The sequence below is a fragment of the Streptomyces sp. PsTaAH-124 genome, from assembly GCF_000373685.1.
Taxonomy (GTDB): domain Bacteria; phylum Actinomycetota; class Actinomycetes; order Streptomycetales; family Streptomycetaceae; genus Streptomyces; species Streptomyces andamanensis.
The window spans coordinates 134,289-160,855 of sequence record NZ_KB892165.1; the positions used below are offsets into that span (position 1 = coordinate 134,289).

26 protein-coding genes, 1 tRNA gene and 2 pseudogenes are annotated in these 26,567 nt (G+C 74.5%); 11 read left to right on the top strand and 18 right to left on the bottom strand.

Going from position 1 to position 26,567, the window contains the following annotated elements; genetic code table 11:
* Window positions 1-106: 106 nt before the first annotated feature.
* Entirely contained in the window at window positions 107-637 is a 531-nt protein-coding gene (locus B086_RS0112325; RefSeq protein ID WP_026252343.1) for a CGNR zinc finger domain-containing protein, read from the bottom strand.
* Between the two features lie 25 nt (window positions 638-662).
* Between B086_RS0112325 and B086_RS0112330 the strand changes: the two genes are divergently transcribed.
* A complete protein-coding gene (locus B086_RS0112330) occupies window positions 663-2,216 on the top strand; it encodes an MFS transporter (protein ID WP_018566717.1) in 1,554 nt (517 codons plus the stop codon).
* Window positions 2,217-2,923: 707 nt separating this feature from the next.
* Complete coding sequence (locus tag B086_RS44975; protein ID WP_018566719.1) at window positions 2,924-3,889, top strand: hypothetical protein; 966 nt, start codon at window positions 2,924-2,926, stop codon at window positions 3,887-3,889.
* A gap of 20 nt (window positions 3,890-3,909) precedes the next feature.
* Here B086_RS44975 and B086_RS39885 read toward each other — a convergent pair.
* The 4 genes and pseudogenes from B086_RS39885 to B086_RS0112360 form a co-directional block, all read right to left on the bottom strand.
* A pseudogene (locus B086_RS39885) lies at window positions 3,910-4,114 on the bottom strand (transposase); the annotation flags it as partial.
* A gap of 154 nt (window positions 4,115-4,268) precedes the next feature.
* Complete coding sequence (locus B086_RS0112350) at window positions 4,269-4,502, bottom strand: hypothetical protein (RefSeq protein ID WP_018566721.1); 234 nt, start codon at window positions 4,500-4,502, stop codon at window positions 4,269-4,271.
* A gap of 215 nt (window positions 4,503-4,717) precedes the next feature.
* Window positions 4,718-4,984: pseudogene (locus B086_RS0112355) on the bottom strand (M43 family zinc metalloprotease); the annotation flags it as partial.
* 282 nt (window positions 4,985-5,266) lie between these two features.
* A tRNA-Pro gene (locus B086_RS0112360) sits at window positions 5,267-5,340 on the bottom strand.
* Between the two features lie 114 nt (window positions 5,341-5,454).
* Here B086_RS0112360 and B086_RS0112365 point away from each other — a divergent pair.
* Both B086_RS0112365 and cobF read left to right on the top strand, forming a co-directional pair.
* On the top strand, window positions 5,455-5,979 hold the full coding sequence (locus B086_RS0112365; RefSeq protein ID WP_026252345.1) for a DUF309 domain-containing protein: 525 nt from the start codon (window positions 5,455-5,457) through the stop codon (window positions 5,977-5,979).
* Window positions 5,980-6,073: 94 nt separating this feature from the next.
* Window positions 6,074-6,844 carry a precorrin-6A synthase (deacetylating) gene (cobF, locus tag B086_RS0112370; RefSeq protein WP_018566724.1) on the top strand — a complete coding sequence of 257 codons (771 nt, stop codon included), beginning with the start codon at window positions 6,074-6,076 and terminating at the stop codon, window positions 6,842-6,844.
* Here the strand turns inward: cobF and B086_RS39890 are convergent.
* Together B086_RS39890 and B086_RS0112380 are read right to left on the bottom strand one after the other, a co-directional pair.
* Window positions 6,804-7,613, bottom strand: a complete 810-nt coding sequence (locus B086_RS39890; protein WP_078531074.1) for a polysaccharide deacetylase family protein — start codon at window positions 7,611-7,613, stop codon at window positions 6,804-6,806. The two genes, cobF and B086_RS39890, sit on opposite strands and share 41 nt — an antisense overlap.
* A gap of 207 nt (window positions 7,614-7,820) precedes the next feature.
* Window positions 7,821-8,669: an SDR family NAD(P)-dependent oxidoreductase gene (locus B086_RS0112380; RefSeq protein ID WP_018566726.1), complete on the bottom strand. Its 849-nt coding sequence runs from the start codon at window positions 8,667-8,669 to the stop codon at window positions 7,821-7,823.
* A 227-nt stretch (window positions 8,670-8,896) separates the two neighbouring features.
* On the opposite strand from B086_RS0112380, the gene B086_RS0112385 reads away from it, so the two are divergent.
* Window positions 8,897-10,171 (top strand): MGDG synthase family glycosyltransferase, encoded by a 1,275-nt coding sequence (locus B086_RS0112385; RefSeq protein ID WP_018566727.1) that lies wholly within the window; start codon window positions 8,897-8,899, stop codon window positions 10,169-10,171.
* A 28-nt stretch (window positions 10,172-10,199) separates the two neighbouring features.
* Here the strand turns inward: B086_RS0112385 and B086_RS0112390 are convergent, their stop codons facing one another.
* Complete coding sequence (locus B086_RS0112390) at window positions 10,200-10,658, bottom strand: RpiB/LacA/LacB family sugar-phosphate isomerase (protein WP_018566728.1); 459 nt, start codon at window positions 10,656-10,658, stop codon at window positions 10,200-10,202.
* Window positions 10,659-10,668: 10 nt separating this feature from the next.
* A complete protein-coding gene (locus B086_RS0112395; RefSeq protein ID WP_234029302.1) occupies window positions 10,669-11,760 on the bottom strand; it encodes a serine/threonine-protein kinase in 1,092 nt (363 codons plus the stop codon).
* Between the two features lie 319 nt (window positions 11,761-12,079).
* Here B086_RS0112395 and B086_RS0112400 point away from each other — a divergent pair, with 319 nt between their 5' ends.
* A complete protein-coding gene (locus B086_RS0112400) occupies window positions 12,080-12,265 on the top strand; it encodes a hypothetical protein (protein ID WP_018566730.1) in 186 nt (61 codons plus the stop codon).
* Between the two features lie 54 nt (window positions 12,266-12,319).
* Here the strand turns inward: B086_RS0112400 and B086_RS0112405 are convergent, their stop codons facing one another.
* The 3 genes from B086_RS0112405 to B086_RS0112415 form a co-directional block, all read right to left on the bottom strand.
* Window positions 12,320-13,093: a sulfite exporter TauE/SafE family protein gene (locus tag B086_RS0112405; RefSeq protein WP_018566731.1), complete on the bottom strand. Its 774-nt coding sequence runs from the start codon at window positions 13,091-13,093 to the stop codon at window positions 12,320-12,322.
* A 125-nt stretch (window positions 13,094-13,218) separates the two neighbouring features.
* Entirely contained in the window at window positions 13,219-14,724 is a 1,506-nt protein-coding gene (locus B086_RS0112410; RefSeq protein WP_018566732.1) for a long-chain-fatty-acid--CoA ligase, read from the bottom strand.
* Window positions 14,725-14,850: 126 nt separating this feature from the next.
* On the bottom strand, window positions 14,851-16,038 hold the full coding sequence (locus B086_RS0112415) for a thiolase family protein (RefSeq protein ID WP_018566733.1): 1,188 nt from the start codon (window positions 16,036-16,038) through the stop codon (window positions 14,851-14,853).
* Window positions 16,039-16,241: 203 nt separating this feature from the next.
* Between B086_RS0112415 and B086_RS0112420 the strand changes: the two genes are divergently transcribed.
* The 3 genes from B086_RS0112420 (at window position 16,242) to B086_RS0112430 (ending at window position 18,470) form a co-directional block, all read left to right on the top strand.
* Window positions 16,242-17,066: an alpha/beta hydrolase gene (locus B086_RS0112420; RefSeq protein ID WP_018566734.1), complete on the top strand. Its 825-nt coding sequence runs from the start codon at window positions 16,242-16,244 to the stop codon at window positions 17,064-17,066.
* Between the two features lie 111 nt (window positions 17,067-17,177).
* Entirely contained in the window at window positions 17,178-17,657 is a 480-nt protein-coding gene (locus B086_RS0112425) for a Dps family protein (protein WP_018566735.1), read from the top strand.
* A gap of 162 nt (window positions 17,658-17,819) precedes the next feature.
* Window positions 17,820-18,470, top strand: coding sequence for an endonuclease (locus tag B086_RS0112430; RefSeq protein ID WP_018566736.1), 651 nt, complete (start codon window positions 17,820-17,822; stop codon window positions 18,468-18,470).
* 26 nt (window positions 18,471-18,496) lie between these two features.
* Here B086_RS0112430 and B086_RS0112435 read toward each other — a convergent pair whose 3' ends face one another.
* Entirely contained in the window at window positions 18,497-19,441 is a 945-nt protein-coding gene (locus B086_RS0112435; protein ID WP_018566737.1) for a Cof-type HAD-IIB family hydrolase, read from the bottom strand.
* Window positions 19,442-19,736: 295 nt separating this feature from the next.
* Between B086_RS0112435 and B086_RS0112440 the strand changes: the two genes are divergently transcribed.
* The gene (locus tag B086_RS0112440; RefSeq protein ID WP_018566738.1) at window positions 19,737-20,549 is read left to right on the top strand and encodes an SAM-dependent methyltransferase; all 813 of its coding nucleotides are present in this window, start codon (window positions 19,737-19,739) and stop codon (window positions 20,547-20,549) included.
* A gap of 69 nt (window positions 20,550-20,618) precedes the next feature.
* Window positions 20,619-21,146, top strand: coding sequence for an NUDIX hydrolase family protein (locus tag B086_RS0112445; protein WP_018566739.1), 528 nt, complete (start codon window positions 20,619-20,621; stop codon window positions 21,144-21,146).
* Window positions 21,147-21,174: 28 nt separating this feature from the next.
* On the opposite strand, the gene B086_RS0112450 is transcribed toward B086_RS0112445, so the two are convergent.
* From B086_RS0112450 to B086_RS0112470, 5 genes are all read right to left on the bottom strand, one after another.
* A complete protein-coding gene (locus B086_RS0112450; protein WP_018566740.1) occupies window positions 21,175-22,647 on the bottom strand; it encodes an MFS transporter in 1,473 nt (490 codons plus the stop codon).
* A 61-nt stretch (window positions 22,648-22,708) separates the two neighbouring features.
* Window positions 22,709-23,395, bottom strand: a complete 687-nt coding sequence (locus B086_RS0112455; RefSeq protein ID WP_018566741.1) for a putative N-acetylmannosamine-6-phosphate 2-epimerase — start codon at window positions 23,393-23,395, stop codon at window positions 22,709-22,711.
* Window positions 23,392-24,411 (bottom strand): ROK family protein, encoded by a 1,020-nt coding sequence (locus B086_RS0112460; protein WP_018566742.1) that lies wholly within the window; start codon window positions 24,409-24,411, stop codon window positions 23,392-23,394. The genes B086_RS0112455 and B086_RS0112460 overlap by 4 nt, the downstream gene beginning before the upstream one ends.
* Window positions 24,408-25,367 (bottom strand): dihydrodipicolinate synthase family protein, encoded by a 960-nt coding sequence (locus tag B086_RS0112465; RefSeq protein ID WP_018566743.1) that lies wholly within the window; start codon window positions 25,365-25,367, stop codon window positions 24,408-24,410. The genes B086_RS0112460 and B086_RS0112465 overlap by 4 nt, the downstream gene beginning before the upstream one ends.
* Window positions 25,368-25,623: 256 nt before the next feature.
* Window positions 25,624-26,391, bottom strand: a complete 768-nt coding sequence (locus tag B086_RS0112470) for a FadR/GntR family transcriptional regulator (protein ID WP_018566744.1) — start codon at window positions 26,389-26,391, stop codon at window positions 25,624-25,626.
* Window positions 26,392-26,567 lie beyond the last annotated feature (176 nt).

Here is a 26,567-nt window from a genome sequence, read left to right on the forward strand (position 1 = left end):
AACACAGCATCTAACCAATTGCGAACTTTTGCAATTCAGCAGCACCGCGCCGCCGCGCACCGCGCCGCGGCGGCGCCTCGCAGCGGCCGCTCGGCTCTCCCGTCCGCTACGAGGCGGCCTCCCGCGCGGCCCGGCGGTGGCGCCGCACGGCGTCACGGTTGGCGCAGGCGTGGGAGCAGTACCGCTGGCGCCCCGGCCGACTGTGGTCGACATAGGCGTCACCGCACTCGGGCAGGGCGCAGCGGCCGAGGCGCCGCATCCCGTGCGCGGTGAGGTGCTGGGCCGCCGCGACGGTGGTGGAGGCGGTGAGGACCGCGCCCAGACCCGCGCCGTCCGGCCGGTAGTGCAGGTGCCAGCCGCTGCCGTCGTGGTCGGTGACGGTGGGCGGCCCCGCGTAGCGGGTCAGCAGCGCGTTGAGGACCGCGACGCGGGCCGGTTCGTCCTCGGCGTCGACCAGGCGCCGCCAGCCGCGGAGATAGTCGCGCACCAGCGCGGCGTCGCCCTCGCGGGCCTCGTTCTCCAGGGGCATGCCGACGGCGACCCAGCGCGCGGTGATGTCCTCGATGCCGGTGGGCGGCCGGTTGAGCAGGTCGATCACGTTGTCCAGCAGAGGGCGCCCGTAAGGGTTTACATGCACAAGAGCATTACATCACCGTCGGGTCATGACCGCCCGCGACCGCATCCGCACCCTGCCCCCGACGACGCCCGACGCCCCTCGCGCCCCTTCGCGCGCCGCCCCGGCGGGGACCGGGAGCGGACCGGGGTGGCTGCCGCTGGCCGCCTGCTGCCTCGGTACGTTCCTGCTGCTGCTGTACACGACGGTCGTGACCGTCGCCCTGCCCGGCATCGGCGCCGGTCTCGGCGCGGACCACGGCGCCCAGCAGTGGGTGATCGACGTCTACACCCTCGCGCTGGCCGGACTGCTGCTCGGCGCCGGTGCGATCGGCGACGCGCTCGGCAGCCGCCGGGTGTGCCTCGCGGGGCTGGCCGGATTCACCCTGGCCACCCTGGCGTGCGGACTCGCCACCTCGCCGGGCCTGCTGATCGCGGCACGGGCCGGCCAGGGCGTGGCCGGGGCCGCGATGCTCGCCACCATCGTCCCGCTGATCGGACTGACCTATGTACGCCCCGGGCAGCGGGCGACCGCGTTCGCGGTCTGGGGCGCGGTGGCGGGAGCCGCCTCGGCGGTCGGTACCGTCTGCGGCGGCGTACTGACGGAGTACGCCGGATGGCGCTGGCTGTTCCTCGGCTCGCTCCCCCTGTGCGCCGGGGCGCTGGCGCTGGCCGCCCGCTCGTTGCCGCACGCGACGGTGCCTCCGTCACCGGCCTCGGCCCCGGCACCGGCCCGGGCCTCGGCACCGGCACCGGCACCGGAGCCGGAGCCGGAGCCGGAGCCGGGCTTCGCCCCGTGCGGGGACCGGACGGCCCGGCGCCTGTTCCGCGCCCGGGTGGACTGGCCGGGCATCGTGCTGGTCAGCGTCGCGGTGACAGGTCTCGCCTACGCGGTGATCTCCGGCGGCGAATCGGGGTGGGGCGCGCCGGACTCGCTCGCGGGCTGGCTCACGGCCCTGTGCGCGGGGGGCGGATTCGTACTCGCCGAACGGCGCTGCCCGCGGCCCATCCTGCCGCCCGCGCTCGTCACGGCACCGAGGTTCGTCGCGGTCCTGCTGGCGGCCTTCGGGTACTACTTCGCCGCGTTCGGGGCGCTGCCCGCCCTGGCGACGTGGATGCAGACCGGTCTCGGCCTGGCCTCGCCGGCCGTCTCCCTCGTCCTCGTCGCCCAGCTCGTGGTCTTCGTCGCGGTCTCCGGCCTGGTCAGCAGGCACCTCCACGCGCTCCACCCGGCCTGGACCCTCGGCGCGGGCACGATCCTGGTCGGCGTCGGCGCGCTCACCGCCACCGCGGTGGCCGGGCGGCCGGCCTGGCCCGTGCTGCTGCCGTTCCTGGTGCTCAGCGGAGCCGGCGCGGGCGTGGTCTCGCCCGTGCTGCCCGCCGTCGCCATCGCCACGGCCCCGCCCCACCACGCGGGCGCGGCCGGCGGCGCGGCCAACGCCGTCCGACAGCTCGGCCTCACCCTCGGCGTGGCGGTCTGCGGCACCCTCACCCGCACCTCGACCGCCCCCCGTATGTCCCTCGCCTGCGCCGCCTGCGCGCTCGTCGCCGTCACCACGGGAGCACTCGCCGTCCGGCTGCTGCGGCGCTCGGGCGGCGGATGAGCGGAGCGGCCTGGACCGGGCCGTACGCCCCCCCCGGAACCGGAAAACGCTCAGGGACGGTCTCGGGTTCCTCCGAAACCACCCCTGACCTGCGACTCTCACGAGTCGGGACGACAGGATTCGAACCTGCGACCCCTTGCCCCCCCCAGATCGATGAGTCGGGGGAAATCATGACATGTGCTGCAATCAGAGGATGCACGGCGTGTATATCTGTACGTGCTGTGCACCCATCGACACGGACGCCGGCCCCCAACTGGTCCCCAAGTGCGCCACCTGCCCCTCGGGCCGCCCTCGTCACAGACGGTCGCTAGGCGACCACGGTTACGACCACGACAAGTACCGCGGCCTGGTCCGGGGCCTCGGCGTGAAGCCGTTGATCGCGCGCCGCGGCACCGAGCACGGCTCCGGCCTGGCCGCCCAACGCTGATTCGCAGAGCGCGCGTTCGCCCATCTGTCCTGTTCCGCAGCCCGCGGATCCGCTGGGAGATACGCAACGACATCCCCGAAGCCCCCTCACCCTCGGATGCGCACTCATCGGCCGGCGACGCCTGAAGTCATTCCGACAGGAGTTCTTGCTCGACAGGCTCGGCGGCTCTCCGGATTACCCACCGGTCATGTGGTCACGCCTCTTGCCGGGAGACTGCTCGGGCCGTTACGTTCCCGGCCAACCCGATCGTCTACGCGCGTCACGTCACCAGGAGAAGTGCATGAGCATGCGTAAGGCCGTCCTGCCCGCAATCGCCCTGCTCGGTGCGGTGGTTGCCGTGGTCGCCACCACCGGAGTGACTGCGGCCCGGACAAGTGACGCGCCGACGACCACGGCCCCCCGATGGGAACCGGCCGGACACGACATGCGAAGCGGCATCAGCGGGCTCGCCGTCGTCTCACGCTCGGGCAGCACCTACCGAACCCTGATCGCCCGGGACAACAAGCTGCCCGGAGAGAACCGCATCGCCCGACTCACCTACCGCCCCGGTGGGTCCGGGCGCGCAACCGTCGTACAGCCGCTCGATTGGAGGGGCGATGCCGAGCCGATCGACCTGGAGGCGCTCGAAGCGGTGCCCGGCACCTCCGACGAGTACCTGGCAGTGGCGAGCCGGGGACTCATATACCACCTCGAGGTCACCGACGACGGGAACGCGGCCGAGGTCCGCGACCTCTCGCCGCTCCCGGCGATCGGTCAGGGCGACAACTTCGAGAGCCTCACGCTGATTTCGCGCCATGGCAGGCTGGTGGCGGTCTGGGCCGACAGGGGCGAGGGCGAGGGCCGAGCGGCGACGCTCTACGCGGCACCACTGTCGTTCAACCAGTACGGGGAGTCGGTGTTCGGCGCCGTGACGAAGGCCGTCTACCGTGCTCCGTATCCCACGGGAGACGTCCGGCACGTCTCCGACCTCTCCGTCACAGACTCGGGTCGGCTGCTGATCGCTTCGGCGTCGGACGACGGTGACGACGGGCCGTTCGACTCGGCGGTGAGCGACGCGGGCTCGGTGTCGCTCGACCGCTCGGGCCAGGTGCGGCTCACGGTGGCCAAGTCCCCAAAGGTGCTGCGGAAGTTCAAGGACCACAAGGTTGAGGCATTGGACTGCGTGTCCGGCTCCGGCGTCGCGGTCCTTGGCACGGACGACGAGAATTCGGGCGGCGGCGTGACGACCGCCCGTATCTGTGACTGACCCTCGGCTCAGCTCGTGAGCCGGTCCGCACAGCCGACCGAGTTCCTGCGGCAGGTGTTCCCAGGAGATCCCGGTACGCAGGACGAACAGGATGCCCTGGAAGACCAGCCGGTCCGGATGCCGCTTGCGTCCTGGGTGCCTGGTCCGTCACTCGACCTTGGGCAGCAGCGGCTCGATCACCGCCCACAGTTCATCGCCGACCTCCCACGGCTTCGGCCGTGCCACTTCGCACCCCCAGACCACCGGTTCCGGAGTGGTCCAACCACCTCGGAGGTCATTTCCAGTCCGGAGCCGTGGGCGACGCCGCGTCGGGCGATCAGCTGGGCTGGCGCGCGCGGGAGCGCTCCGCAGCGCGTGGCTGCGGAGCACCTAGCGACGTTCAGTCGACTATCTTGCCGTTTTGCGTACCACCCACGCAGGTCCCGGTGTGGGGTATCTGCGCCTTGCTCCAGTCGACCGTTCCGCCGCCCGCCGTGCACTCGCCCGGGGTGAGGGCGGCGCCGTCCTGACTCGGGGTGTGGGTGGCGGCGGTGGCGGTGGCGGCGCCCGTGAGGCCGAGTCCGGTGAGGGCTGCCGTGGCGATGACGGCGGCGAGGGCTCGTCGAATGCGCATTTGTTTTCCCCTTCTGCGGATTGCCTTGACTGGGACACTCACCAGCGTGATGTTCACCCGTACGGGTGGCACATCACGTTAGGCCGTTCGGGTGACGGTGCTGTCGGGTGAGGGATCGGCGACGCGGCCCGTCGGACAACCAGGGACCCGCTTGCCGGAACACACGTAGCGGCCCGCCGTGTACCGGCGAGCCGCTAGGCGGGATGACCCGAAGATCAGGAGCCGCTGCCCGTGGGCATACGGTAGGCCACCCACGAATCGGCCATTCGCTGCGCCTGGCCGACGGTGAATCGGTACATGCACGCGTCGTCCATCATGTCCCTGTAGTTGTGCAGGTCGAAGGGTGCCTCGGGGCACCCTTCGGTGGCGGACGCCTGTGGCGCGGTGTCGGCCACGTAGTCACCAGGAGGTTCACACCCGTTGTCGTAAGTGCGGTACAGGTTCAGCCAGTGTCCCGTTTCGTGGACCACGGTCCTGCCCTGCGCCGTGTTGTCGCGGTCGCCGGGAAGAGTGTCGTACCCGGCGGTCTGCGATCACTGCGGCTACGGCCGAGGGGAGTTCGGGGGTGCGTGCGGCAGTACGGCCGCCGGGCGGCGCTCTCCGCACACCTCAGCGTGCTCCGCGCACCTCGCTCGCTGCCGAGCCCGATCGTCGTGACCCGCTGACCCCGGTCAAGGGCGCCGGTCCCCATCTGGTCCCCAAAAATGATCAAGGGGCGGTTTCGGATGCCTCCGAAACCGCCCCTGATCTGCGACTCTCACGAGTCGGGACGACAGGATTTGAACCTGCGACCCCTTGACCCCCAGTCAAGTGCGCTACCAAGCTGCGCCACGTCCCGATGCGCTCTCGTGCGGTGGACCGCGTGAGCGCGCGAAGGTCACTTTACCGCACGCCGGGGGCGGTGCCGAAGGGGGCACTCGGGGCGGCACGGCGACAAGGGAGAATCGTGGGTATGAGCAGCACATCATCCGACCGGGTGGTCGGTGCGCGGGACCGGGACAGTGAGGGGCGGGCGCGCAACGCCCGGCCACGCGACGGCCTGGGGCGCCCGCTGCCCTACGGCGCGGACGGAGTGGCGCGGCAGCCCGAGGGGGTGGTGCGCACCCCGGACCGGACGGTCGCCGAGGCGCAGACGCTGCTGGACGCGGGACGGCCGTTCCACGCGCACGAGGTCTTCGAGGACGCCTGGAAGTCCGGGCCCGAGGGCGAGCGCGGGCTGTGGCGCGCGCTGGCCCAGCTCGCGGTGGGCCTCACGCACTCCGCCCGCGGCAATGTGACCGGCGGCGCCCGCCTGCTGCGGCGCGGCGCGCAGGGCGTACGGGACTGGACGACGGACTCCGGGGTGCCGGAGCCGTACGGCATGGACGCGGCCGGGCTCGTGGGCTGGGCGCGGGCACTGGCCGACGCGGTGGAGGACGGGACGGCCGGGGTGGTGGACGCGGCACGGAGCGCGCCCCGGCTGCGCGCCGGGGCGTAGGCGCCCCGGCGGATCCGCCCCGCAAAAGCGCCGCCGGTGACCGGGTGCAGCACCTGGTGCACGCGGTGTCAGTGCCCTGGGGCACACTCGGGGTGTGCGAGAGATTCATGTCATCGGTATCGGCGCGGGCGACCCCGACCAGCTCACGTTGCAGGCGGTCAGGGCGCTGCGCGACACGGACGTGTTCTTCGTCCTGGACAAGGGCGAGGTGAAGTCGGACCTCGTGCGGCTGCGCCGGGACATCCTGGACGCCCATCTGCCCGAGGGCGGGTACCGGGTGGTGGAGGCGCGCGACCCGGAGCGGGACCGCGCGGCGGGCGGCCGGGGCTACTCCCCCGCCGTCGACCAGTGGCGCAGCGCCCGCGCGGACCTCTACGAGCGGCTGATCACCGGCGAGCTGGGCGAGGACGACACCGGCGCGTTCCTCGTCTGGGGCGATCCCGCGCTGTACGACAGCACCCTCGGCATCCTGGAGGAGGTGCTGGCGCGCGGTGCCGTGGAGTTCTCGTACGACGTGGTGCCCGGCATCAGCAGTGTCTCCGCGCTGGTGGCCCGGCACCGCACCGGGCTCAACCGGGTGGCCCGGCCGGTGCAGATCACCACGGGACGGCGGCTGGCCGAGGGGTTCCCCGAGGGGGTGGACGACGTGGTGGTGATGCTCGACGCGCAGCAGGCGTTCCGGCAGTACGCCGACCAGGACATCGACATCTACTGGGGCGCCTACATAGGCACCCCGGACGAGATCCTCGCCTCCGGTCCGATCGCCGAAGCCGGGCCGCGCATCGAGCGGCTGCGCGCCGAGGCCCGGGAGCGCAAGGGGTGGATCATGGACACGTATCTGCTGCGTCGCAGGCCGCAGGGGTAGGCGGGGCGCCGGAAGGCGGTGCGGCCGGGGGGTGTGCGCCGGTGCGCCGACGGCTCCCGGTCCGGCCGGTCACCTCGTGTTCCGCCAGGGTGCCCACGTCCCAGCCGGCCTCCCGGCAGGCGGCGACGAGGCCGGGCAGGGCGCCGAGGGCGGCGTGCCAGCAGCCGGGGGCCGAGGCGCGGTCGGTGTCGTGCAGCAGGACCGTGCCGCCGCCGCGGAGATCGGCCATGACGCTCGCGTGCACGGAGGCAGCGGTCGCGTCCGTCGTCCAGTCCCGGCCCCACGCGCTCCACAGCACGGGCCGCAGGCCCAGGCGCCGGGCGGCGGCCCAGCGGCCGCCGGTGAGGATGCCGTAGGGCGGCCGGTACCAGAGCGGGCGGCGGCCCGTGAGAGCGTGCACGGCGCGGACCGCGCGCGCCGTCTCCCGCAGGTCCCGGCCCGGGTCGGGCAGCCAGGGGCGGCTGTGGGTCCAGCCGTGCACGGCGACCTCGTGTCCGCGTCCGGCGATGGCGCGGACGAGTCCGGGGTGGCGGACCGCGCTCTCGCCGAGCACGAAGAAGGTGGCGCGGACGTCGAGCCGGTCCAGCGCGTCCAGGAAGTGCGGGGTGCTCGCGGGGTCGGGGCCGTCGTCGAAGGTGAGCGCGACATGGCCGGGCCGGCCGTGTCCGGCCAGGTGCGGCAGACAGCGGGAGCGGAAGCGCGGCAGCCAGGACGCCGCCGGGGCGATGTGCGCGGCGGCCAGGGCGGCCACGGCGGCGAGGGAGGCCACGGGCACGAGCGTCCCCGCCGAGGCGAGGGGGGCGAGGGGGCCAGCGGGAGGGACAGAGGTGGCGGAGGCGACGGGGGTGGCGCTTTCCGCGGTGGGAAGGGGCGTGCGGGGCACCGGCGCAGAGCGCCGTTCGGTGCCCTCGGCCCACCGGCCGCTGCCCTGCGCCGGTTCCCCGCCGCTCATGGACCTGCTCCCGCGCATCGGCCCTCACCCGAAGCGTGAGGCGAGGCGCCGGTACAGGGCGGGTGCGGCGCCGCGGATCCGGCCGGGCAGCCGGGTCCAGCCGGGGACATAGATCTCGTCCCGGCCGCGGGCGACCGCCTCCCACACGGCGTCGGCGACCCGGCCCGCCGGAACGGGCCGGGGCCGCGCGCGCCGGTACGGCACACCCCGGCGGTCGAAGAAGGGCGTGTCCACGACGCCGGGCACCACATGGCTGATGCCGACGCCGGTGCCGCGCAGTTCGTAGCGGACGGCGTCGGCGAAGGTGGCCAGGGCGGCCTTCGCGGCCGAGTAGACCGCCTCGTCGCGTACGCCGACCGTGCCCGCGAGGGAGCCGATGATGACCACGCGGCCGGTGCCCCGCCCCACCATGTGCGGCAGCAGCAGCCGGACCAGGTGCACCGTGGCGAGCACATTGACGTCGAAGACCTCGTCGATCGCGGGCTGGGGCATGGTGCTGAAGGGACCGGCCCAGCCGATGCCCGCGCCCGCCACCAGCAGGTCCACCCCGCCGACGCTGTCGAGGGCGAACTGGGCGAGGCGGCGCTCGGCCCCCGGCCCCGACAGGTCCGCGGCGTAGGCCAGTGCCGAGGTGCCCCGGGCGACCTCCTCCAGGCGGGTGCGGTCGCGTCCGTTGAGCACCATCCGCCAGCCGCCCTCGGCGGCGAGCCGCCGGGCGACGGCCGCGCCGATCCCGGAGGAGGCGCCGGTGACCAGCGCGCCCCCGCCGGCCGGCCGGCCGCCGTCGCCTCCGCGACGCTCGGTGCCCGGCGCCGCCGGTGCCCCGGGGCGGGTCCCGGAGCCGGACCGTGCGCGGGAAGGGGCTTGGGTCATCGGGGCACCTCTGGATCGACGGGCCCGGGACCGGCGGTGCGGCCCCGGCGGTCCGGTACGGCGTGCCGGGCGTGGAGCGTCCCGGGGGCCGGGTCTGAAACGCGGGACGGGCGGGGGTGTCCGTCGGGACGGGCTGGGTGTCCGTTCGGGTGACTGCGGTTCGTTTGGCTGCGGTGCGTGAGGGTTACTCACTTCCAGTGTCGTCCGAAACGCCCGTACCGCCACCGGTGCCCGCCGCTCGGGGCCCCCTGACCGGCCCGGGGGCCGCCGCTCCCGCCGCGTTCGAAGGCCCCGCCGCCGAGGGGACCGCCGCCGGGGCCGGGCGGCTGCTCGTCGTCAGCGCGTCCATGGGCTCGGGGCACGACACGGTCGCCGCCGAGCTGGTGCGCCGGGCCCGCGCCGCCGGGAAGGAGGCGCGGGCCGTCGACATGCTGGAGCTGCTGCCCTGGGGCCTGGGCACGGGGCTGCGCGGCGGCTACCAGGCCGCCGTACGGCACTGCCCGTGGCTCTACGCCGGTGTCTACGACCTCTTCCTGCGGCCCGGCCCCCGGCCCCGGCCGAGCGGGACACCGCTGGCACGGCTGGCCGGTGACCGGCTGCTGGAGCTGGTGCGGCACACGCGTGCCGATGTGGTGGTGCCGGTGTTCCATCTGGCGGCCCAGCTCACCGGCCATCTGCGGGCGCGCGGGGCGCTGCGCGTGCCCAGCGCGGTGGTCGTGGTGGACTTCGCGGTGCACCGCCAGTGGCTGCATCCCGGCAACGATCTGCACCTGTGTCTCACGGACCGGGCCGCCGACGAGGTGCGCGCGGCCCTGGGGCGGCCCGCCCGGGTGACCGGCCCGGTGGTGGACCCCGCGTTCTTCGCCGGACCGTCCCCCGGCACACCGGGGCCGACGCGCCCCCCGGAGTCGTCGGCGTCGCCGAGGTCGCCGAATTCATCGGATTCACCGGATCCAGCGGATGCAGCGGATCCAGCGGGTTCGTCGGAGTGGCGGCGTCGCTTCGAGCCGTACGGACCGGGTCGTCCGGCGGTCCTGGTCTCGGCGGGCGCCTGGGGGGCCGGGGCGCGGCTGCACCGCACCGCGCGGCTGCTCGCCGCGCACGGCTACCTGCCCGTCGTGCTCTGCGGGCGCAACGACCGGCTGCGCCGCGCCCTGTCCGGTGTGCCCGGGGTGCTCACGCCCGGCTGGGTGACGGACATGCCCGCCCTGCTGCGCACCTGCGCCGCCCTGGTGGACAACGCGGCCGGGCAGACCGCCGTCCAGGCGCTCGCCGCGGGGCTGCCGGTCGTGGGCTACCGGCCGCTGCCGGGGCACGGGGCGGAGGGGGTCCGCCGGATGGCGGCGGCCGGGGTGTCCGACCATGTACCGGACGAGGCCGGGCTGCTGGACTCCCTCGCCCGGCTGACGGCGCGCGGTCCGGAGCGCGCGCGCCGCGTCGCCGCCGGGCACGCGCTGTTCCGCGCGGACGCGCTGGCGGAGGCCGTACGCCTGCCCGGCTGACCACCCGCGCCCCGGTGGCCCCGGCCCGTCACCACTCCTGGGCCCTCGCCTCGTCCAGGCGTCCGACGACGGCGATGTTCTCGCGGTCCTCGGCGTCCTCGCTGGGTACGGCGGCGAACCAGGCGTCGAGGATCTCGTCGAGCAGCGGCTGGGAGGTCAGCCGCAGGCCGAGGGCGAGGACGTTGGCGTCGTTCCAGCGGCGGGCGCCGTCCGCCGTGGCGGCGTCGGTGCACAGGGCCGCGCGGACGCCGGGCACCTTGTTGGCGGCGATGGACGCGCCGGTGCCGGTCCAGCAGCACACCACCGCCTGGTCGCAGCGGCCCTCGGCGACATCCCGCGCCGCCGCCTGCGAGCACACCGCCCAGCGCGGGTCGCCGCCGGGGCGCAGCGCGCCGTGGGCGGTGACGTCGTGGCCGCGCTCCGCGAGCGCGGCCACCAGGGCGCGGGCCACGGGCGCGTCCAGGTCGGAGGAGACGGAGATCCGCATGCCCGGCAGGCTACGCCTGGAACAGGCTCATGCCGAGCAGCAGTGCGCAGACGAACAGGGCCGCACCGCCGAGCACGGCGACCAGGCGGGAGTGGCGGCGCAGCGAGGTGCGCAGGCCGGGGCGGCGCGCGGGCACGCGGTGGACGGTGGTGTTCCAGCCGGTGTCCACGGCGGACGTCTGCGGGCGCGCGGCGCGGTCAGGAGCGCCCTGGGGCGCCGCCCGGTGCCGGGCGGGTGAGGCGGGTGCGTAGGGCTCGACGGCGTGGCCGGGCAGCTCCGGCGGCAGCGGTTCCGGTGCGCCCCGCCAAGCGCCGCTGCGGAACCAGTCCGCCGTCTGCCGGGCGGTGGGCCGCTCCTCGGGCCGCTTGGCGAGCAGGCTCAGCAGGTACGCCTCGAAGGCGGGCGGCAGCACGGCGCCGCGCTGGTGCGGGGGCACGGGCGGGGAGTCGACGTGCTGGTAGAGCAGCCCGGTGGCGGTGTCCGACTCGAAGGGCGGGCGGCCGACGGCCAGTTGGTAGAGCACGCAGCCCAGTGAGTACAGGTCGGAGGCCGGGGAGGCGGGGGTGCCGATGGCGCGCTCGGGGGCCAGGTAGAGGCCGGTGCCGACGATCTGCCCGGTGGTGGTGAGTCCGGCGGACGGGTCGTCGAGGAAGCGCGCGATGCCGAAGTCGCCGATGCGGACCGTGCCGTCGCGGTCGCTGAGCAGGTTGCCCGGCTTGATGTCGCGGTGCACGATGCCCTGGGTGTGGGCGGCGGCCAGGCCCTCGGCGGCCTGTTCGGCGACCTGGGCCAGCCGGTCGGGGGTGAGCGGGCCGCCCGCGTTCAGTTCGCCCGAGAGGCTGCCGCCGTCGACCAGTTCCATGACGAGGAAGCAGCGGTGCTCCCAGGTGCCGAAGTCGAGCGTGCCCACCACGTGCGGGTGGTGGAGCCGGGCGGAGGTCTGCGCCTCCAGCCGGAAGCGGGCCTCGGCCGAGGCGTCGGCGAGGTCACTCAACAGCAGTTTGACCGCGACCGGCCGGCCGAGGACCTCGTCCTGGGCCTGCCAGACCTCCCCCATCCCGCCCCGCCCGATGACCGCGTGGAGCCGGTACCGATCCGCCACCAGCACCTGTAGACCGCCCTCTGTCCCCGAAGTCGACACTGTCCCTACCCCCTGTGCCCGCCCCGTCCCGGTGGTGGGCACGGCGGCAGCCGAGCCACCGCCTCCGGGTCGCGGCAACCGGCTCATCTTAACGATCACTTGGCCTGCCGCCGACCGGATCATTGCCCTGGCGCCCGCCGGGCGGGCCAGGGCCGCCCGCCGTACTGGATCCTTCCGGGTGAAAAGCGGAACGTCGCTCTTCGTACCAGTATGTAGAACTGATCATGTATGTCATGGTCGCCCCTGACCCACTGATCCACTGGGAAGGGAGAGGACGACCTTGGACCCACTGACCTGGCTGCTCATCCCGCTGGCGACCGTGATCATGGCCGCTCTGTGGGGCCTCTGCGCGGGGCGTCCGCGGCGTGCCGACGACTGGACGAACGTGCAGCGCTACGACCGGCTGCGGGCGGCCCTGGCCCGTGCCACCGCGTCCGCCTCGGCCCCGGCGTCCACGGCCTCGTAGGGGCGTAGGGCGTACGTAGGGGCGCAGAGCGTAGGACGTGCCCCGGGCCGTGCCTCAGGTGAGCAGCAGTTGCACACCCCCCACGACCGTCGCCGCGATCACCAGCCGTTCGAAGAGCCGCTGGTCGATCCGGTCGACGGCCCACCGGCCGAGCAGCGCCCCGGGCACCACGAACACCGCGAGGGCCGCGTCGAGCAGCAGCGAGCGGCCGTCGATCAGGCCGAGGCCCGCGCTGAACGGCACCTTGGCGACGTTGACGATCAGGAAGAAGAAGGCCGACGTCCCGAGGAACCCGAGCTTGCGGAAGCCCGCGGAGAGCAGATAGAGCGACATCACCGGGCCGCCCGCGTTGGCGACCATGGTGGTGAAGCCGCCGAGGACACCGTAGGAGCGGGCCTTGAGGCGGCCGGAGCGGGTGGTGACCGCCTCGGGTTCACCGGGGCGGTCGGCCGCCCGGCGCCGCAGGACCGTGACGGCCGCCATCAGCAGCAGGATGGCGCCGATCGAGACGCGTACGACCCCGTCGTCGGCCCACAGCAGGAACAGCGTGCCGACAACCACCCCGGCGGCCACGGCCGGGAACAGCCGCCACAGCGTGGGCCAGTGGGCGTGGCGCCGGTAGGTGAGCACGGCGAGGACGTCCCCCGCGATCAGCAGCGGCAGCAGCACCCCGGTCGAGGCGCGGGCGGGCAGCAGCGCCGCGAAGATCGCGAGGCTGACCGTGTTGGCCCCGCTGACGGCGGTCTTGGAGAAGCCGACGAGCAGGGCCGCGAAGGCGAGCGCCGCGAAGCCCCAGCCGGTGAGGTGCCACAGATTCATCGTGTCCATGCGGACACCGATGCTATGTCCGCACGCGCGGTGCGGGTTCCGGCGGGGTGTGCGTCAGCTGTCCGGCGTCTGTTCCGGCAGGTGTTCCGGCGGGAGTTCCGGCGGGAGTTCCGGTGCAAGTCCCGTCAGGCGTACCGCGCCCGCAGCTCGCGCTTGAGCACCTTCATGCTGGGGCCGAGCGGCAGCGCGTCGGTGAACTCCACGCGGCGCGGGTACTTGTGGCGGCCCAGGTGCTCCTTGGCCCAGGCGGTGACGGCGGCGGCGTCCGGCCCGGCGCCGGGTGCCGGGACGACGACCGCGCACACCTCCTCGCCGTGCAGGTCGTCGGGCAGGCCGATGACGGCCGCCTGGGCGACGGCGGGGTGGCGCAGCAGCACCTCCTCGACCTCGCGCGGGTAGACGTTGTAGCCGCCGCGGATGATGACGTCCTTCTTCCGGTCGACGATGCGCAGGAAGCCCTCGTCGTCCTTGGTGCCGAGGTCGCCGGTGCGGAACCAGCCGTCGACGAGCGCCTCGGCGGTGGCCTCGGGGCGGCCGAGATAGCCGGAGAAGACGTTGTGGCCGCGCACCACGACCTCGCCGACCTCGCCCGGCGGCAGCAGTTCCACGCGGTCCTCGGTCTCGGCGCGGGCGATCTCGACGTCCACGCCCCACAGCGGGTGGCCGATGGAGCCGGGCCGCGTGCCGAACACCGGCTGGTTGACGGCTGCGGCCGGGGAGGTCTCCGACAGCCCGTAGCCCTCGTGGATCCTCGCGCCGAACGCCGCCTCGAACCGCTCCAGCACGGCGACCGGCAGGGAGGCGCCACCGGAGACGCACAGGCGCAGGTCCGGCAGGACGTCGGCGCCGGGCGCCGCGGCGGCCAGGGAGACGAACATGGTCGGCACGCCGTGGAAGGTGTTGACGCCCTCCTTCACCATCAGCTCGATCGCCCGGGACGCGTCGAAGCGCGGCAGCAGGACGAGGGTGGCCCCGGCCCGCCAGGTGGAGTTCATGGACACCGTCTGGCCGAAGGCGTGGAACAGCGGGAGCGCGCCGAGGGCGATGTCGTCGGGGCGGATGTCGTTGGCGTCGAAGGCGTTGACGGTCGCGTTCATCACCAGGTTGAAGTGGCTGAGCACGGCGCCCTTGGGGACGCCGGTGGTGCCGCTGGTGTAGAAGACGACGGCCGGGTCGTCGGCGGCCCGGGTGACGTAGGAGGGCAGCGGTTCGGCGCCGGCCGCCAGCGCCTCCAGTTCGGCGCCCAGGGTGACGACGCGCACCCCGGTGGCGCGGGCGGCGGCGGTGCCCGTGTCCGCCTGCGCCGGGTGGCACAGCAGCAACGCGGCGCCGCTGTCCCGCAGGACGTGCTCGACCTCCGCGGCGGACAGCAGCAGGTGCACGGGAACGACGACCGCCCCGGCGGCAGCGATGGCGTAGTACGCCTGCGGGAACTCGGCGGTGTTGGGCGCCATCAGGGCGACGCGGTCCCCCGGCCGGATCCCGAGCCCGGCGAGCGCCCCGGCCTGCGCGCGGGCCCGCTGCCACACCTGGGCGAAGCTGAGCCGCAGGTCGCCTTCGACCAGAGCCGTCCGGTGGGGGCGGCGGCGGGCGTTCTCGGCGAGGATCGCGGCGACGGAGAGGGTGGCCATGGGGGTGCTCCCTTGGTGGTGCTGTGGTGCGGCGATGGTGCTGATGGTGCTGTGGTGGGGCTCGGGTGGGATCGGTGGCGTGGGGGGGGTGCGTGCGGCCGGAGAGCCGGGGGCGGGGCGGGGCGGTCAGGGGCGTTCGACCAGGACGGCGCTGCCCTGGCCGACGCCCACGCACATCGTGGCGAGGCCGCGGGCCGCGCCGGTGCGGTGCATGCGGTGCAGCAGCGTGGTGAGGATGCGGGCGCCGGAGCAGCCGAGCGGGTGGCCGAGCGCGATGGCGCCGCCGCTCGGGTTGACCAGGTCCTCGTCGATGCCGAGCTGGTCGACGCAGGCGAGGGCCTGGGCCGCGAACGCCTCGTTGAACTCGGCCTCCTCGATGCCGCCGATCTCCCATCCGGCGCGGGCCAGCACCTTGCGGGTGGCGGGGACGGGGCCGATGCCCATCACGTCCGGGTGCACGCCCGCCGAGGCCCCGGCGACATAGCGGCCCAGGGACGTCAGACCGAGGTCGTCCAGGGCCTCCTCGCTCACCAGGAGCAGCCCGGCGGCGCCGTCGTTCATCGGGGAGGCGTTGCCCGCGGTGACCGTGCCGTCCGCGCGGAAGACGGGCCGCAGCCGGGCCAGCTTCTCGTACGAGGTGTCCTCGCGGACGCACTCGTCGGTGTCGACCAGGACGCCGTCGGGGCGCTCGACGGGCAGGAGTTCCCGGTCGAAGTGGCCCTCGGCGCAAGCGCGGGCGGCGCGCCGGTGGCTGCGCAGCGCGAAGTCGTCCTGCCGCTCGCGGGTGATGCCGTACCGGGCGGCGACCTCCTCGGCGGTCTCCCCCATGGACAGCAGCCCGTGCAGGTCCTTCATCGCCGGGTTGACCAGGCGCCAGCCGAGCCGGGTGTCGTACGTCTCCATGCGGTGCGGCAGCGCCTCGTCCGGGCGGGGCAGCACGAAGGGGGCGCGGCTCATCGACTCGGAGCCGCCCGCGAGCACGATGTCGGCCTCTCCGGCGGCCACGGCGCGCGCGGCGGTGGTGACCGCCTCCAGGCCGGAGGCGCACAGCCGGTTGACGGTGGCGCCGGGCACGGACTCGGGGAGTCCGGCGAGCAGGGCGGCCATCCGGGCGACGTTGCGGTTGTCCTCGCCCGCCTGGTTGGCGGCGCCCCAGTAGACGTCGTCGACGCGGGCCGGGTCGAGCGCGGGCGCGTCGGCGAGCAGGGCGCGCAGCACCGCGGCGGCCAGGTCGTCGGGGCGCACGGCGGACAGGCTGCCGCGCACCTTGCCGATCGGGGTGCGGCGGGCGGCCGCGAAGTGGACGGGGCGCACGGCAGATCTCCCAGGAGGCTCGCACGGTGGCGTACGGACCGGCGGCGGCCGCGCGGGCCCGGACGGGCACTCGGCCGGCTCGGCCGCGTACGGCCAACAACCATTAATTAGCACTGCTAGTTTTATACTGTTCCGGACTATAGCCCGCGGACCGGCCCGCTGGGAAGATCCCCACAGGGTCCGCCGACGCCGCTGGAGGAGAGATGAGCGACACCCGCGAGCACGTTCTCACCGGGTCCCGGGGCGCTGTCCGCGTCCGCGTGTGGCCGCACCCGCGCCCGCGCTTCCTCGCCCTGCTGGTCCACGGCTACGGCGAGCACGCCGGGCGGTACGAGGAGGTGGCCGGTGTGCTCGCCGGGCTCGGCGCGGCGGTGTACGCCCCCGACCACCGCGGGCACGGCGGCTCGGCGGGCGAGCGGGCGGTGATCGAGGACTTCGAGGACGTGGTCGCCGATGTGCACGCGGTGGCGGACCTCGCCCGCGCCGCGCACCCGGGGCTGCCGCTGGTCCTGCTCGGCCACTCCATGGGCGGTCTGATCGCAGCCCGCTACGCCCAGCGGTACGGCGCCGAGCTGACCGCGCTCGTGCTGTCGGGGCCGGTCATCGGCGCCTGGGAGCTGCCCGGCCGGCTGCTCGGCCTGGACGAGATCCCCGACACGCCGATCAGCCCGGCCGCGCTCTCCCGGGACCCGGCGGTCGGCGCCGCGTACCGGGCGGACCCGCTGGTGTGGCACGGCCCGATGAAGCGGCCCACGCTGGAGGCGTTCGCGCGGACCCTGCGGACGGTGGCCGAGGGCGGGGACGTGGGGCGGCTCCCGGTGCTGTGGCTGCACGGCGACGACGACCGGCTGGTGCCGCTCGACGGCAGCCGGGCCGGCGTGGAGCGGCTCACCGGCGGCCCGGACGGCGCCGGCGAGCTGACCGAGCGGATCTATCCGGGCGCCCGGCACGAGGTGTTCCTGGAGACCGACCGGGCCCAGGTCTTCGCGGACGTGACGGCCTTCCTCCGGCGGGTCCTGCCCCGCTGACCCGCCCCGCCTCCCCGTGCGGTCCGGCCGGGGCGGGACCGGTTTGCGACGGTCTCCGGCGGGCACCCGCCCGGTACCGTCAGAGACGACCCCACGAGGGAGAACCACCGCATGACTGTCGTGAAGAGCACGATTCCCGAGGCGGCACGCCAGGTCACCGGGGAGGCGCTCCAGAGCACCCTGGTGGACCTCCTCGGCCTGTCGCTGATCGGGAAGCAGGCGCACTGGAACATCGTCGGACCGCGCTTCCGCTCCATCCACCTGCAACTGGACGAGGTGGTGGCCTCGGCCCGCGAGTTCGCCGACACCGTCGCCGAGCGCTCCTCGGCGCTCGGCCTGCCGCCGGACGGCCGCCCGGAGACCATCGCCTCCGCGTTCACGCTGCCCAGCCCGAAGGACGGCTGGATCCGCGACGACGACGTCGTCCAGGTGATCGTCGAGGCGCTGGAGGCGGCCATCGCCCGGCTGCGCGAGCGCATCGACGCGACCGAGAAGCCGGACCCGGTCACCCAGGACCTGCTGATCACGATCACCGCGGAGCTGGAGAAGCAGCGCTGGATGTTCGCGGCCGAGAACGTCTCCCGCGACTGACCGCACGGCCGACCGACCGCACGGCCGCCGAGAGGCGCACGACCGCCGAGAGGTTGTCGGCGGGTCCCGGCGGGTGCCGTGGGACGACCGGCGAGAGAGGCGCGTGATGGACCGAGCCGTCGAGACCGTCGAGACGACAGCCGAGGCCGTCGGAGCCGTCCGGTGAGCGCGGGGACGCGGAGCCGTGAGGCCGGGATCGTGCGCGACCTGGTCGCCGAGCACGGCGAGACCTTCGCCCACGAGGCCGGAATCCCGCTGAAGGACACCCCGCAGCCGCTCTACCGGCTGCTGGTCCTCGCCGTGCTGCTCAGCGCCCGGATCCGCGGCTCGGTCGCCGTCGCGGCGGCGAGGGAGCTGTCCGAGGCCGGGCTGCGCGATCCGCGCCGCATGGCCGCCGCCGGGTGGCAGCGGCGCGTGGACGCGCTGGGCCGCGGCGGCTACCGGCGCTACGACGAGCGCACCGCCACCCAGCTCGGCGAGGGCGCCGAACTGGTGCAGGAGCGCTGGGGCGGCGATCTGCGGCGGCTGCACCGGGAGGCGGGCGGCGACGTGGCGGCGCTGCGCGACCTGCTCCAGGAGGTCCCGGGCCTCGGCCCGGCGGGCGCCGACATCTTCCTGCGCGAGGCGCAGGCCGTGTGGACCGACATCGCTCCGTACCTGGACGCCAAGGCACTGTCCGGTGCGGAGCGCCTCGGGCTGCCCGAGGACCCGCGGCGGCTGGCCTCGGCGGCGGGCGACACGGATCCGGCCGCCCTCGCGGCGGCACTCGTGCGCGCGGCGCTCGACAAGAAGGTGGCGGAGTCCGTCGGGTGAGCCCGGCGCCCGCGCCGTACGCCGCGTCAGTCCCGTACGCCGGTGTCCGCACCCGCCGCGCGCGGCTCCCCCGGCAGCAGCTCCGCCGGGAGGTCCAGCAGGCGGGCGATGGTGCGCAGGACGCCGTTGTCGTTGTTGGAGGGGGCCAGGTGGCGGGCCCGCCGGACGACTTCGGGGTGCGCGTTCTCCATGGCGAACGACCACTCGGCGGCGTCCAGCATCTCCAAGTCGTTGAGGTAGTCGCCGAACACCAGGGTCTGCGCGGGCGTGATGCCCAGGTCCCGCTGGAGGCGGCGCAGCGCGGCTCCCTTGTCGGCGGTGCGGTTCATGACGTCGACCCAGTGCTCGCCCGAGACGACCACCTGGTGGGTCGCGGTGAACGGCGCCAGGGCCGGGGCGACGGTCCGCTCGGCGGACCCGAAGTCGAAGAGCGCGACCTTGATGATGTCGTCGTCGACCGTGGCGGCGTCCGCCACGACGCGGTGCCGTACGTAGTACTTGCGGACCTCGGCGAGGAACGGCTCGTCGCTCCGCTCGACGTAGGCGGACCGCTTGCCGCAGACCACGGCGCCGACGTCGGCGCCGCGCCCGGCCAGTTCCCGCACGGTGGCGACCAGCCGGGCGGCCACGGCCGCGTCCAGCGGGTCGGAGCTGAGCTCGACGCCGTCACGGACGACAAAGGTGCCGTTCTCCGCGATGAACACCATGCCCTCGTCGGCACCGGCGAACTGCTCGGCCAGCGTGGCGTACTGGCGTCCGCTCGCCGGGCTGAAGAGCACTCCGCGGCGGCGCAGCTCGGCCAGGACCGGCCACAGCCCCGGCGGGATCCGCTTGCCGTCGTCGAGGAGCGTGCCGTCCATGTCCGTGACGATCAGACGTATGTCGGCAGGGGCGCCGGACCCGGCGGATCCGGCGGGGCCGGGGGCGCCGCCGTCGGCGGTGGTGAGCGCGGGCGAGGAAGTGCTGGACATGTACCGGTTCCTGTAGGGGGCGAGGCGGGCGGGCAGTGCGGCGTCGGGCCGGGCCCCGGCCCGCCGGGCTCCGAGACAAACACGGCGCGCGCCCCGCGGGCAAACGCCGTCCGCGGGGCGCGCGTCCGGTCCGGTCCGCCGATTCCCGGGACACCGTGATCACCGCGCGGCACAATGGCTGGGACCGGCGGGTGGACGACGCCGCCGTGATACACGCGTAGACGGACCGGGGCGTACGACCGGGGACTGACGACCGGGACGTACGACGGACACAGACGAACCAGGGAGCACGGACGTGAGCGAGAGCAACACCCCGTCGGGCGGGTCGCCGAGGCTGAACACCGGGGTGGCGCACAACGCGCGGGTCTGGAACTACTGGGTGGGCGGCAAGGACAACTACGAGATCGACCAGCAGGTCGGCGAGCACGTCGCCGGGATGTTCCCGGTGATCCGCGAGGTCGCGCGCGCGGACCGCGAGTTCCTGGGCCGGGCGGTGCGCTTCCTGACCGCCGAGCGCGGCATACGGCAGTTCCTCGACATCGGCACCGGACTCCCCACGGTCGACAACACCCACGAGATCGCCCAGCGGCTCGCCCCCGACGCGCGGATCGTGTACGTCGACAACGACCCGATCGTCCTCGCCCACGCCCGCACCCTGCTGACCAGCACCGGCGCCGGGGCCACCGACTACATCGACGCCGATGTGCACGACCCGGACGCCATCGTCGAGCGGGCCGCCGAGACCCTGGACCTCGGCCGGCCGGTCGCGGTGATGATGCTCGGCATCCTGAACTTCGTCCTGGACACCGACAAGGCCCGCGACATCGTCCGCCGGGTCGTGGCGGCCGTCCCGCCGGGCAGCTTCCTGGTCCTCACCCACCCGACCCTCGACGCCGACCTGGGCGGCGAGGGCAACGTGGGTGCCATGGCGTTCTGGAACGAGAACGCCACTCCCCCCATCACCGCCCGGCCGCGCGCCGAGGTCGCCGCCTTCTTCGAGGGCCTGGACCTGGTCGAGCCGGGTCTGGTGCCCTGCTCGCGGTGGCGGCCCGGGGCCGGGCCGTCCGCCGTGGTGCCGCAGTTCGGCGCGGTGGCCGTGAAGCCGTGACGCGGGGCGGCGCGCCCGCCGCCCTCCCCCATCGGGAATGACTGAAAGTATGATCAAGCAATGTCTGACATGACCGAGATCACGCCCGGTTGGCTGAGCACCGACGAACTGGAGTCGGCGCGCGCCCGCATGCCGATCCTGTACGTCGAGGCGGTGCCGGTGCGGGTCGACGACAGCGGCGAAGTGACCAGCATCGGACTGCTGCTGCGCATCGGACCGGACGGCACGGTCAGCCGGACGCTGGTCTCCGGCCGGGTGCTGCATCACGAGCGGGTGCGCGACGCCCTGCTGCGCCACCTGGAGAAGGACCTCGGGCCGGTGGCGCTGCCCCGGGTGCCCGCCTCCCTCCAGCCGTTCACGGTGGCGGAGTACTTCCCGACGGTGGGCGTCACGCCGTACCACGACCCGCGTCAGCACGCCGTCTCGCTCGCGTACGTCGTCCCGGTGGCCGGTGACTGCCGGCCCCGGCAGGACGCCCTGGACCTGGTCTGGTTCACGCCGCAGGAGGCGGTCTCCGCCGCCCTCCAGAGCGAGATGCCGGGCGGGCACGGCGTGCTGCTGAAGCAGGCGCTGGCGCACGTCGGGTACGTGGCCTGAGCCGGGTCCCTCGCGCGGTGCACGGCCCTCAGGGGCGCGTGTGCTGCGGTGTGCCCTCGGGCGCCCCGCTGCCGTCCTCGCCCATGAGGTGGTCGGCCGGGCCCTCCGGGTCGAGCAGCCGGCCCAGCCTGCCCGGCACGTCGAGGCCGACCAGCAGCACCACGATCATCGTCCCGGCGAAGGTGAGGACGGCCAGCGCCTGCCCCAGGTCCATGCCCGAGGCGAGGTGCGCGCCGAGCACGGGGGCCACGGCGCCGCCCAGCGCGCCCACGTTGTAGGTGAAGCCCAGGGCGGCGGCCCGGGAGTGGGTCGGGAAGTGCCCGCCGATGTAGCGCGGCAGCAGCCCGGAGATGCCGAAGCTGGTGGCCTGGAGCACGAACAGCAGCACGCCGAGCAGCGGCAGGCTGTCCTTGACCGCGAACACCGGGAAGACGAAGGCCAGCGACGCGAGCAGGGTGAGGGCGTACGCCTTCTTGGTGCCGATCCAGTCGCCGACGAAGCCCGCCAGCCAGCAGCCGGCCATCGTGCCGAAGCCCGCGTAGAACAGCACGTCGGTGACCTGGCCCGGGTCGTAGCCCAGGTCGGACTTCAGATAGGTGGGCAGCAGCGCCTGGATGGGCCAGGAGTACAGGAACGCGAAGAAGATCGTGACGATCATCGAGACATAGAGGAGCCAGCCGCGCCGCCCGCCGAGCTGCACGGCGAAGGCGATCAGGCAGATTCCGGCCACCACCGACAGCAGCGGCACCAGGCCGTCGCCGAGCGGGGTGAAGACCGCGAAGAGCGAGACGGTGGCCGCGACCGCGAGCACCACGTTCACGGTGGCCCTGGCAGAGGTGGCGAAGAGCGGGCGGAAGGGGTTGGGCCGCTGTCCGCGCTCGGCGACGGACGCCTTCCAGTCGGCGGCCTCGGGCAGGGCGCGGCGCATCCACAGCGCGATCAGGACGGGGATCAGGCCCAGATAGAACATCCAGCGCCAGCCGAGGTTCGGCACCACCCACTTGTACACCTCGGCGGCCAGGACCGTGCCCACCGAGTAACCGGAGATCAGGAAGCCGCTGGCCCGGTTGCGCATGTGCACCGGCCAGCTCTCCATCACATAGGTGGCGCTGGACGAGTACTCGCCCGCCATGCCCATGCCGATGGCGAGCCGGGCGACGAACAGGCTGGTGTAGTCCCAGGCGAACCCGCAGGCGAAGCTGCCCAGCGAGTACAGCAGGATGCTGACCACCATCGACAGCTTCCGGCCGAAGCGGTCGCCGAGGGCGCCGAGCACCGCCCCGCCGAGCCAGCGGGTGATGAAGGCGGCGGAGACCAGGCTGGCGGCCTGGACCGTGTCCAGGTGGAAGTCGTCGCTGATCTCGGTGAGCACCAGGGTGATCAGGACGAAGTCGAAGCCGTCGAGGAGATAGCCGATCCAGGCGGCGAAGAACGACTTCCACTGGCTGCGGCCCACCTGGCGGTACCAGGGGGACGAGGGCGGCGCGGTGGTGTGGGGCACGGTGACTCCAGGATGCCGGACGGACTCGTCGTCGAGTGCGGTCGGGAACGAGGGAGAACGCTCAGGGACGGGTGAGACGGGTCACGAACCGCCGGGTGAGCGCGGTCGGGGCGGTGATGGCGGTGCCGACGACGACGCTGTGGGCGCCCCTCTCCAGCGCGGCGGCGGCCTCCTCGGGGGTGCCGATACGGCCCTCGGCGACGACCGGGGCGGCGGTCGCGGCGGCGAGGGCGGCGACCAGGTCCAGGTCGGGTCCGGACCGCCGCGGGGACCCGGGCACGTATCCGGACAGGGTGGTGGAGACGAAGTCCGCGCCCTGCCCGGCGGCGCGCACGCCTTCCTCCAGGGTGGCGACGTCGGCCATGACCAGGGCGCCCGCCGCGTGCACGGCGGCCACCAGATCGGCGAACGAGCCGCCGTCCGGGCGGGGCCGTGCGGTGGCGTCGGCGGCGACCACGTGTGCACCGGCCTCGGCGACGGCGAGGGCGTGGCGCACGGTCGGGGTGATGTAGACGCCGGTGTCGCCGTCCTTCCACAGGCCGATCACGGGCAGGTCCACGGCGGCCCGGACGGCGGCCACCACCTCGGGTTCGTTGACGCGGATGCCCGCGGCGCCCCCGGCCGCGGCGGCGCGGGCCAGCGCGACCAGGGTCGGCGTCCCGCGCATCGGGTCGCCGGGCGGTGCCTGGCAGGAGACGATCAGCCGGCCGCGGACGGCGGCGGCGACGGATGCCGCGGACAGGGTCATCGGGTTCCTCCGGGTAGGGGCCGGGGCACGGCCGGGCCGGGCGCGGGGGCCGCGGGGCCGTGCAGCGGGGTGGTGCGGGTGAGCAGGGCGGCGCCCCGGACGGCCGCGTCGGCGCCCAGGCGCGGGGGCACGGGGCGCAGCGCGCGCAGCGGGGCCATCAGTTCGGCGCGGAAGGCTTCGGTGAGCGCGGTCCAGTACAGCGCGCCGATGCGCGGCACGCCGCCGCCGACGACGACCCGGTCCGGGCCCAGCGCGTTGGCCAGACCGCCCAGCACCCGTCCGGTGGCGCGGGCCCCGGTGGTGATCGCCCGCCGGGCGGCGGCGTCGCCCCGCGCGGCGCGCCCGGCCACGTCCTGGAGCCGGCCGGCAGGCTCGCCCGTGAGCCGTCCGTACAGGGCGGTGATGGCGGGCCCGGCGGCCACGGCCTCCAGATGGCCGCTGCCGCCGCAGGTGCAGGGCAGCCCCTCGGCCTCCGGGCTGGGCACATGGCCGAGGTGACCGGCGATGCCCGCGCTGCCGTGCAGCATCCGGCCGTCGGCCGCGACGGCGCCGCCGACCCCGGTGCCCACGGCGGCCAGGACGAGCGAGCGGCGCGGGCCGTCGAGCGCGGCCAGTTCCGTGGCGGCGGTGGCGCGTACGTCGTTGTCGCAGGCGACCGGCAGGCCGGTGCGCGCGGACAGGCCCGCGGCCAGTGCGGTGCCGGCCCAGCCGGTGAGGGAGTCGGTGGCGCTGGTGACGGTCCCGGTGACCGGGTCGATGACACCGGCGGCGGCGACGCCGATCGCCCCGGCGCCGTCGTCCACCTCGCGGGCGGCGGCGGCCAGCGCGTCCAGGACCGCCGCCGCGCCCGCGCGGGCGGGGGTGGGCCGGGTACGGCGGCGCAGCACCGTGCCGTCCGCGGCGACCAGGGCAGCGTCGATCTTGGTCCCGCCGAGGTCGAGGCCGATGACGGGACCGGCCGCCGTGCCCGTCCCGGGGCCGGGTCCGGCCGTACCGGACGGCTGGGCGGCGGTCATCGGGCCGGGGTGAGTCCGGCGGCGCGCAGCCGGGCGTCGACGGCGGCGACGGACGAGGCGCTCAGCGGGACCTGCGGGAACGCGGTGTCGCCGTGGTCGATGACGCCCAGCAGCCGCAGCGCGGCCTTGAACGCGCCGAGCGCGGAGGAACTGCGGCCCATCTCGTCCTCGGGGCCCGCGTCGACCATGGCGAACAGGGCGGCCAGCCGCTCCTGTTCCGCGGCCGCGCGCGACCAGTCACCGGCTCGGGCCGCGTCGTGGAGGCGTACGTAACCGGCGGGGTCGACGTTGCCCAGTCCGGGGACGACACCGTCGGCGCCCGCGAGCAGCGCCGCGTCCACGGTCAGCTCGGACCCGGTCAGCACCGAGAAGGCGGGGACCGGTCCGGCGGCGCGCCCTTCCCGGCCGCCGAGCGCGACGAGCAGGCGGCGCAGCGAGCCCTCGTCGCCGCTGCTGTCCTTGACGCCCGCGAGGGTGCCGTCGGCGGCCAGGTCGAGCACCAGGGCGGGCGAGAGCTTGCTGTGCACGGAGACCGGAAGGTCGTAGGCGAACAGCGGAAGGTCCACCCGGTCCCGGACGCGGCGGAAGTGCGCGGCGGTCTCCCGGGGGTGGGTGCGGGTGTAGAAGGGCGCGGTGGCGACCAGCGCGTCGGCCCCGAGCCGGGCCGCGGCGCGGGCGTGGTCGAGGACGCGGGGCGTGGTGGTGTCGATGACCCCGGCGAGCACCGGTACCCGCCCGTCGACCACGTTCACCACGGTCTCCAGTACGGCACCGCGCTGCTCGTCGGTGAGGTACGCGACCTCACTGGTGGAGCCGAGGGCGAACAGGCCGTGGACCCCGCCGTCGAGCAGGTGCTCGACCAGCCGGGCCAGGGAGCCCATGTCGATGTCTCCCTGGGCGTCGAGCGGGGTGCAGACGGGCGGGACGACGCCGCGCAGGGGTGCGGTCAAGGGCATGAGTACTTCTCCGTGGAGGGTGCCGGACAGGGACGTAGGACGTCTGACGTCCGAACTTTAAGCATCCTCCGGGCGGGCGGGTCAAGAGGGAGGTGGGTCACAGGTGGGGACGTGAACGGGGCGGGGGCGATGTGTGTCGATGCATGGCATGCGCATGACAATCACAATCGGCACACCGGGCACCCCGGGGCTTCGAAGCTCCCGGGAGCCGGAGGAACGACCGGAGGGCGGCGGAGGACGCCGGGCCGGGCAGGTGTCAGGAGGCGGGCGCGGCCCCGGTCGTCGTGCCGTCCTGGGCGGCGCGGGCCTGGGCCAGCCGGGCGCGTACGGGTGCGTAGTGACCGGCCAGGGCGCGCGAGAAGGCGTCCGCGTCGCGGTCCCTGGCCGCGCGGACCAGGGCGCGGTGGTCGGCGACCGTACCGGCCTCGTCCGCCTCGGAGCCGCCCTGGAGATGCGGTGCCACGAGGGCGTACACGTCCCAGAACGCCTGGGAGAGCTGGCTGACCAGCTGGTTGCCGATCGGCTCCATCAGCCGTTCGTGGAAGGCGCGGTCGCAGGCCGCGAGGTCCTCGCCCGCGGCGCCGAGGGCGTCCATCTCGTCCACCAGCGCGTCCAGCGCGTCCAGATCGCCGGGGGCGAGCGCCGCCAGGATGCGCTCGGCCATGCCGCGCTCGATCAGCTCGCGCACCTCGATCAGCTCGGACAGGATCCGGAAGTCGTCCTGGGGGCTGAGCAGGCCGCGGAAGACCAGGCCCTCCACCAGCGCGGACAGGCTCAGCCGGCCCACGTACGTCCCGTGGCCGTGCCGCACCTCCACGATGTCGAGCACGGCCAGGGCCTTGACCGCCTCGCGGATGCTGGACCGGCTGGCGCCGAGCGCGGCGCACAGCTCGGCCTCGGACGGCAGCGGGTCCCCCGGCTTGAGGCGGTTGTCGAGGATGTAACTCTTGATCGCCTCCGAGACCTCCTGCCGCAGCGACGGCCGGGCCGCCGTGCGGAACTCCTGCGGACGCGACGGGTTCACTCCTGCCCCCTCCTCGATGACTGCGCCTGCCCCTTGCGCAGGCCGCACCCCAGCGTATCAATGTACGACATCAGACATCTGATGACCCGTGGACCAGCGCTCCGGCCGCCCGTCCGCCGCCACCGCTCCGTCCGCCACCGCTCCGTCCGTCGCCCGCTGCCTCGCCCGGCCGGTGC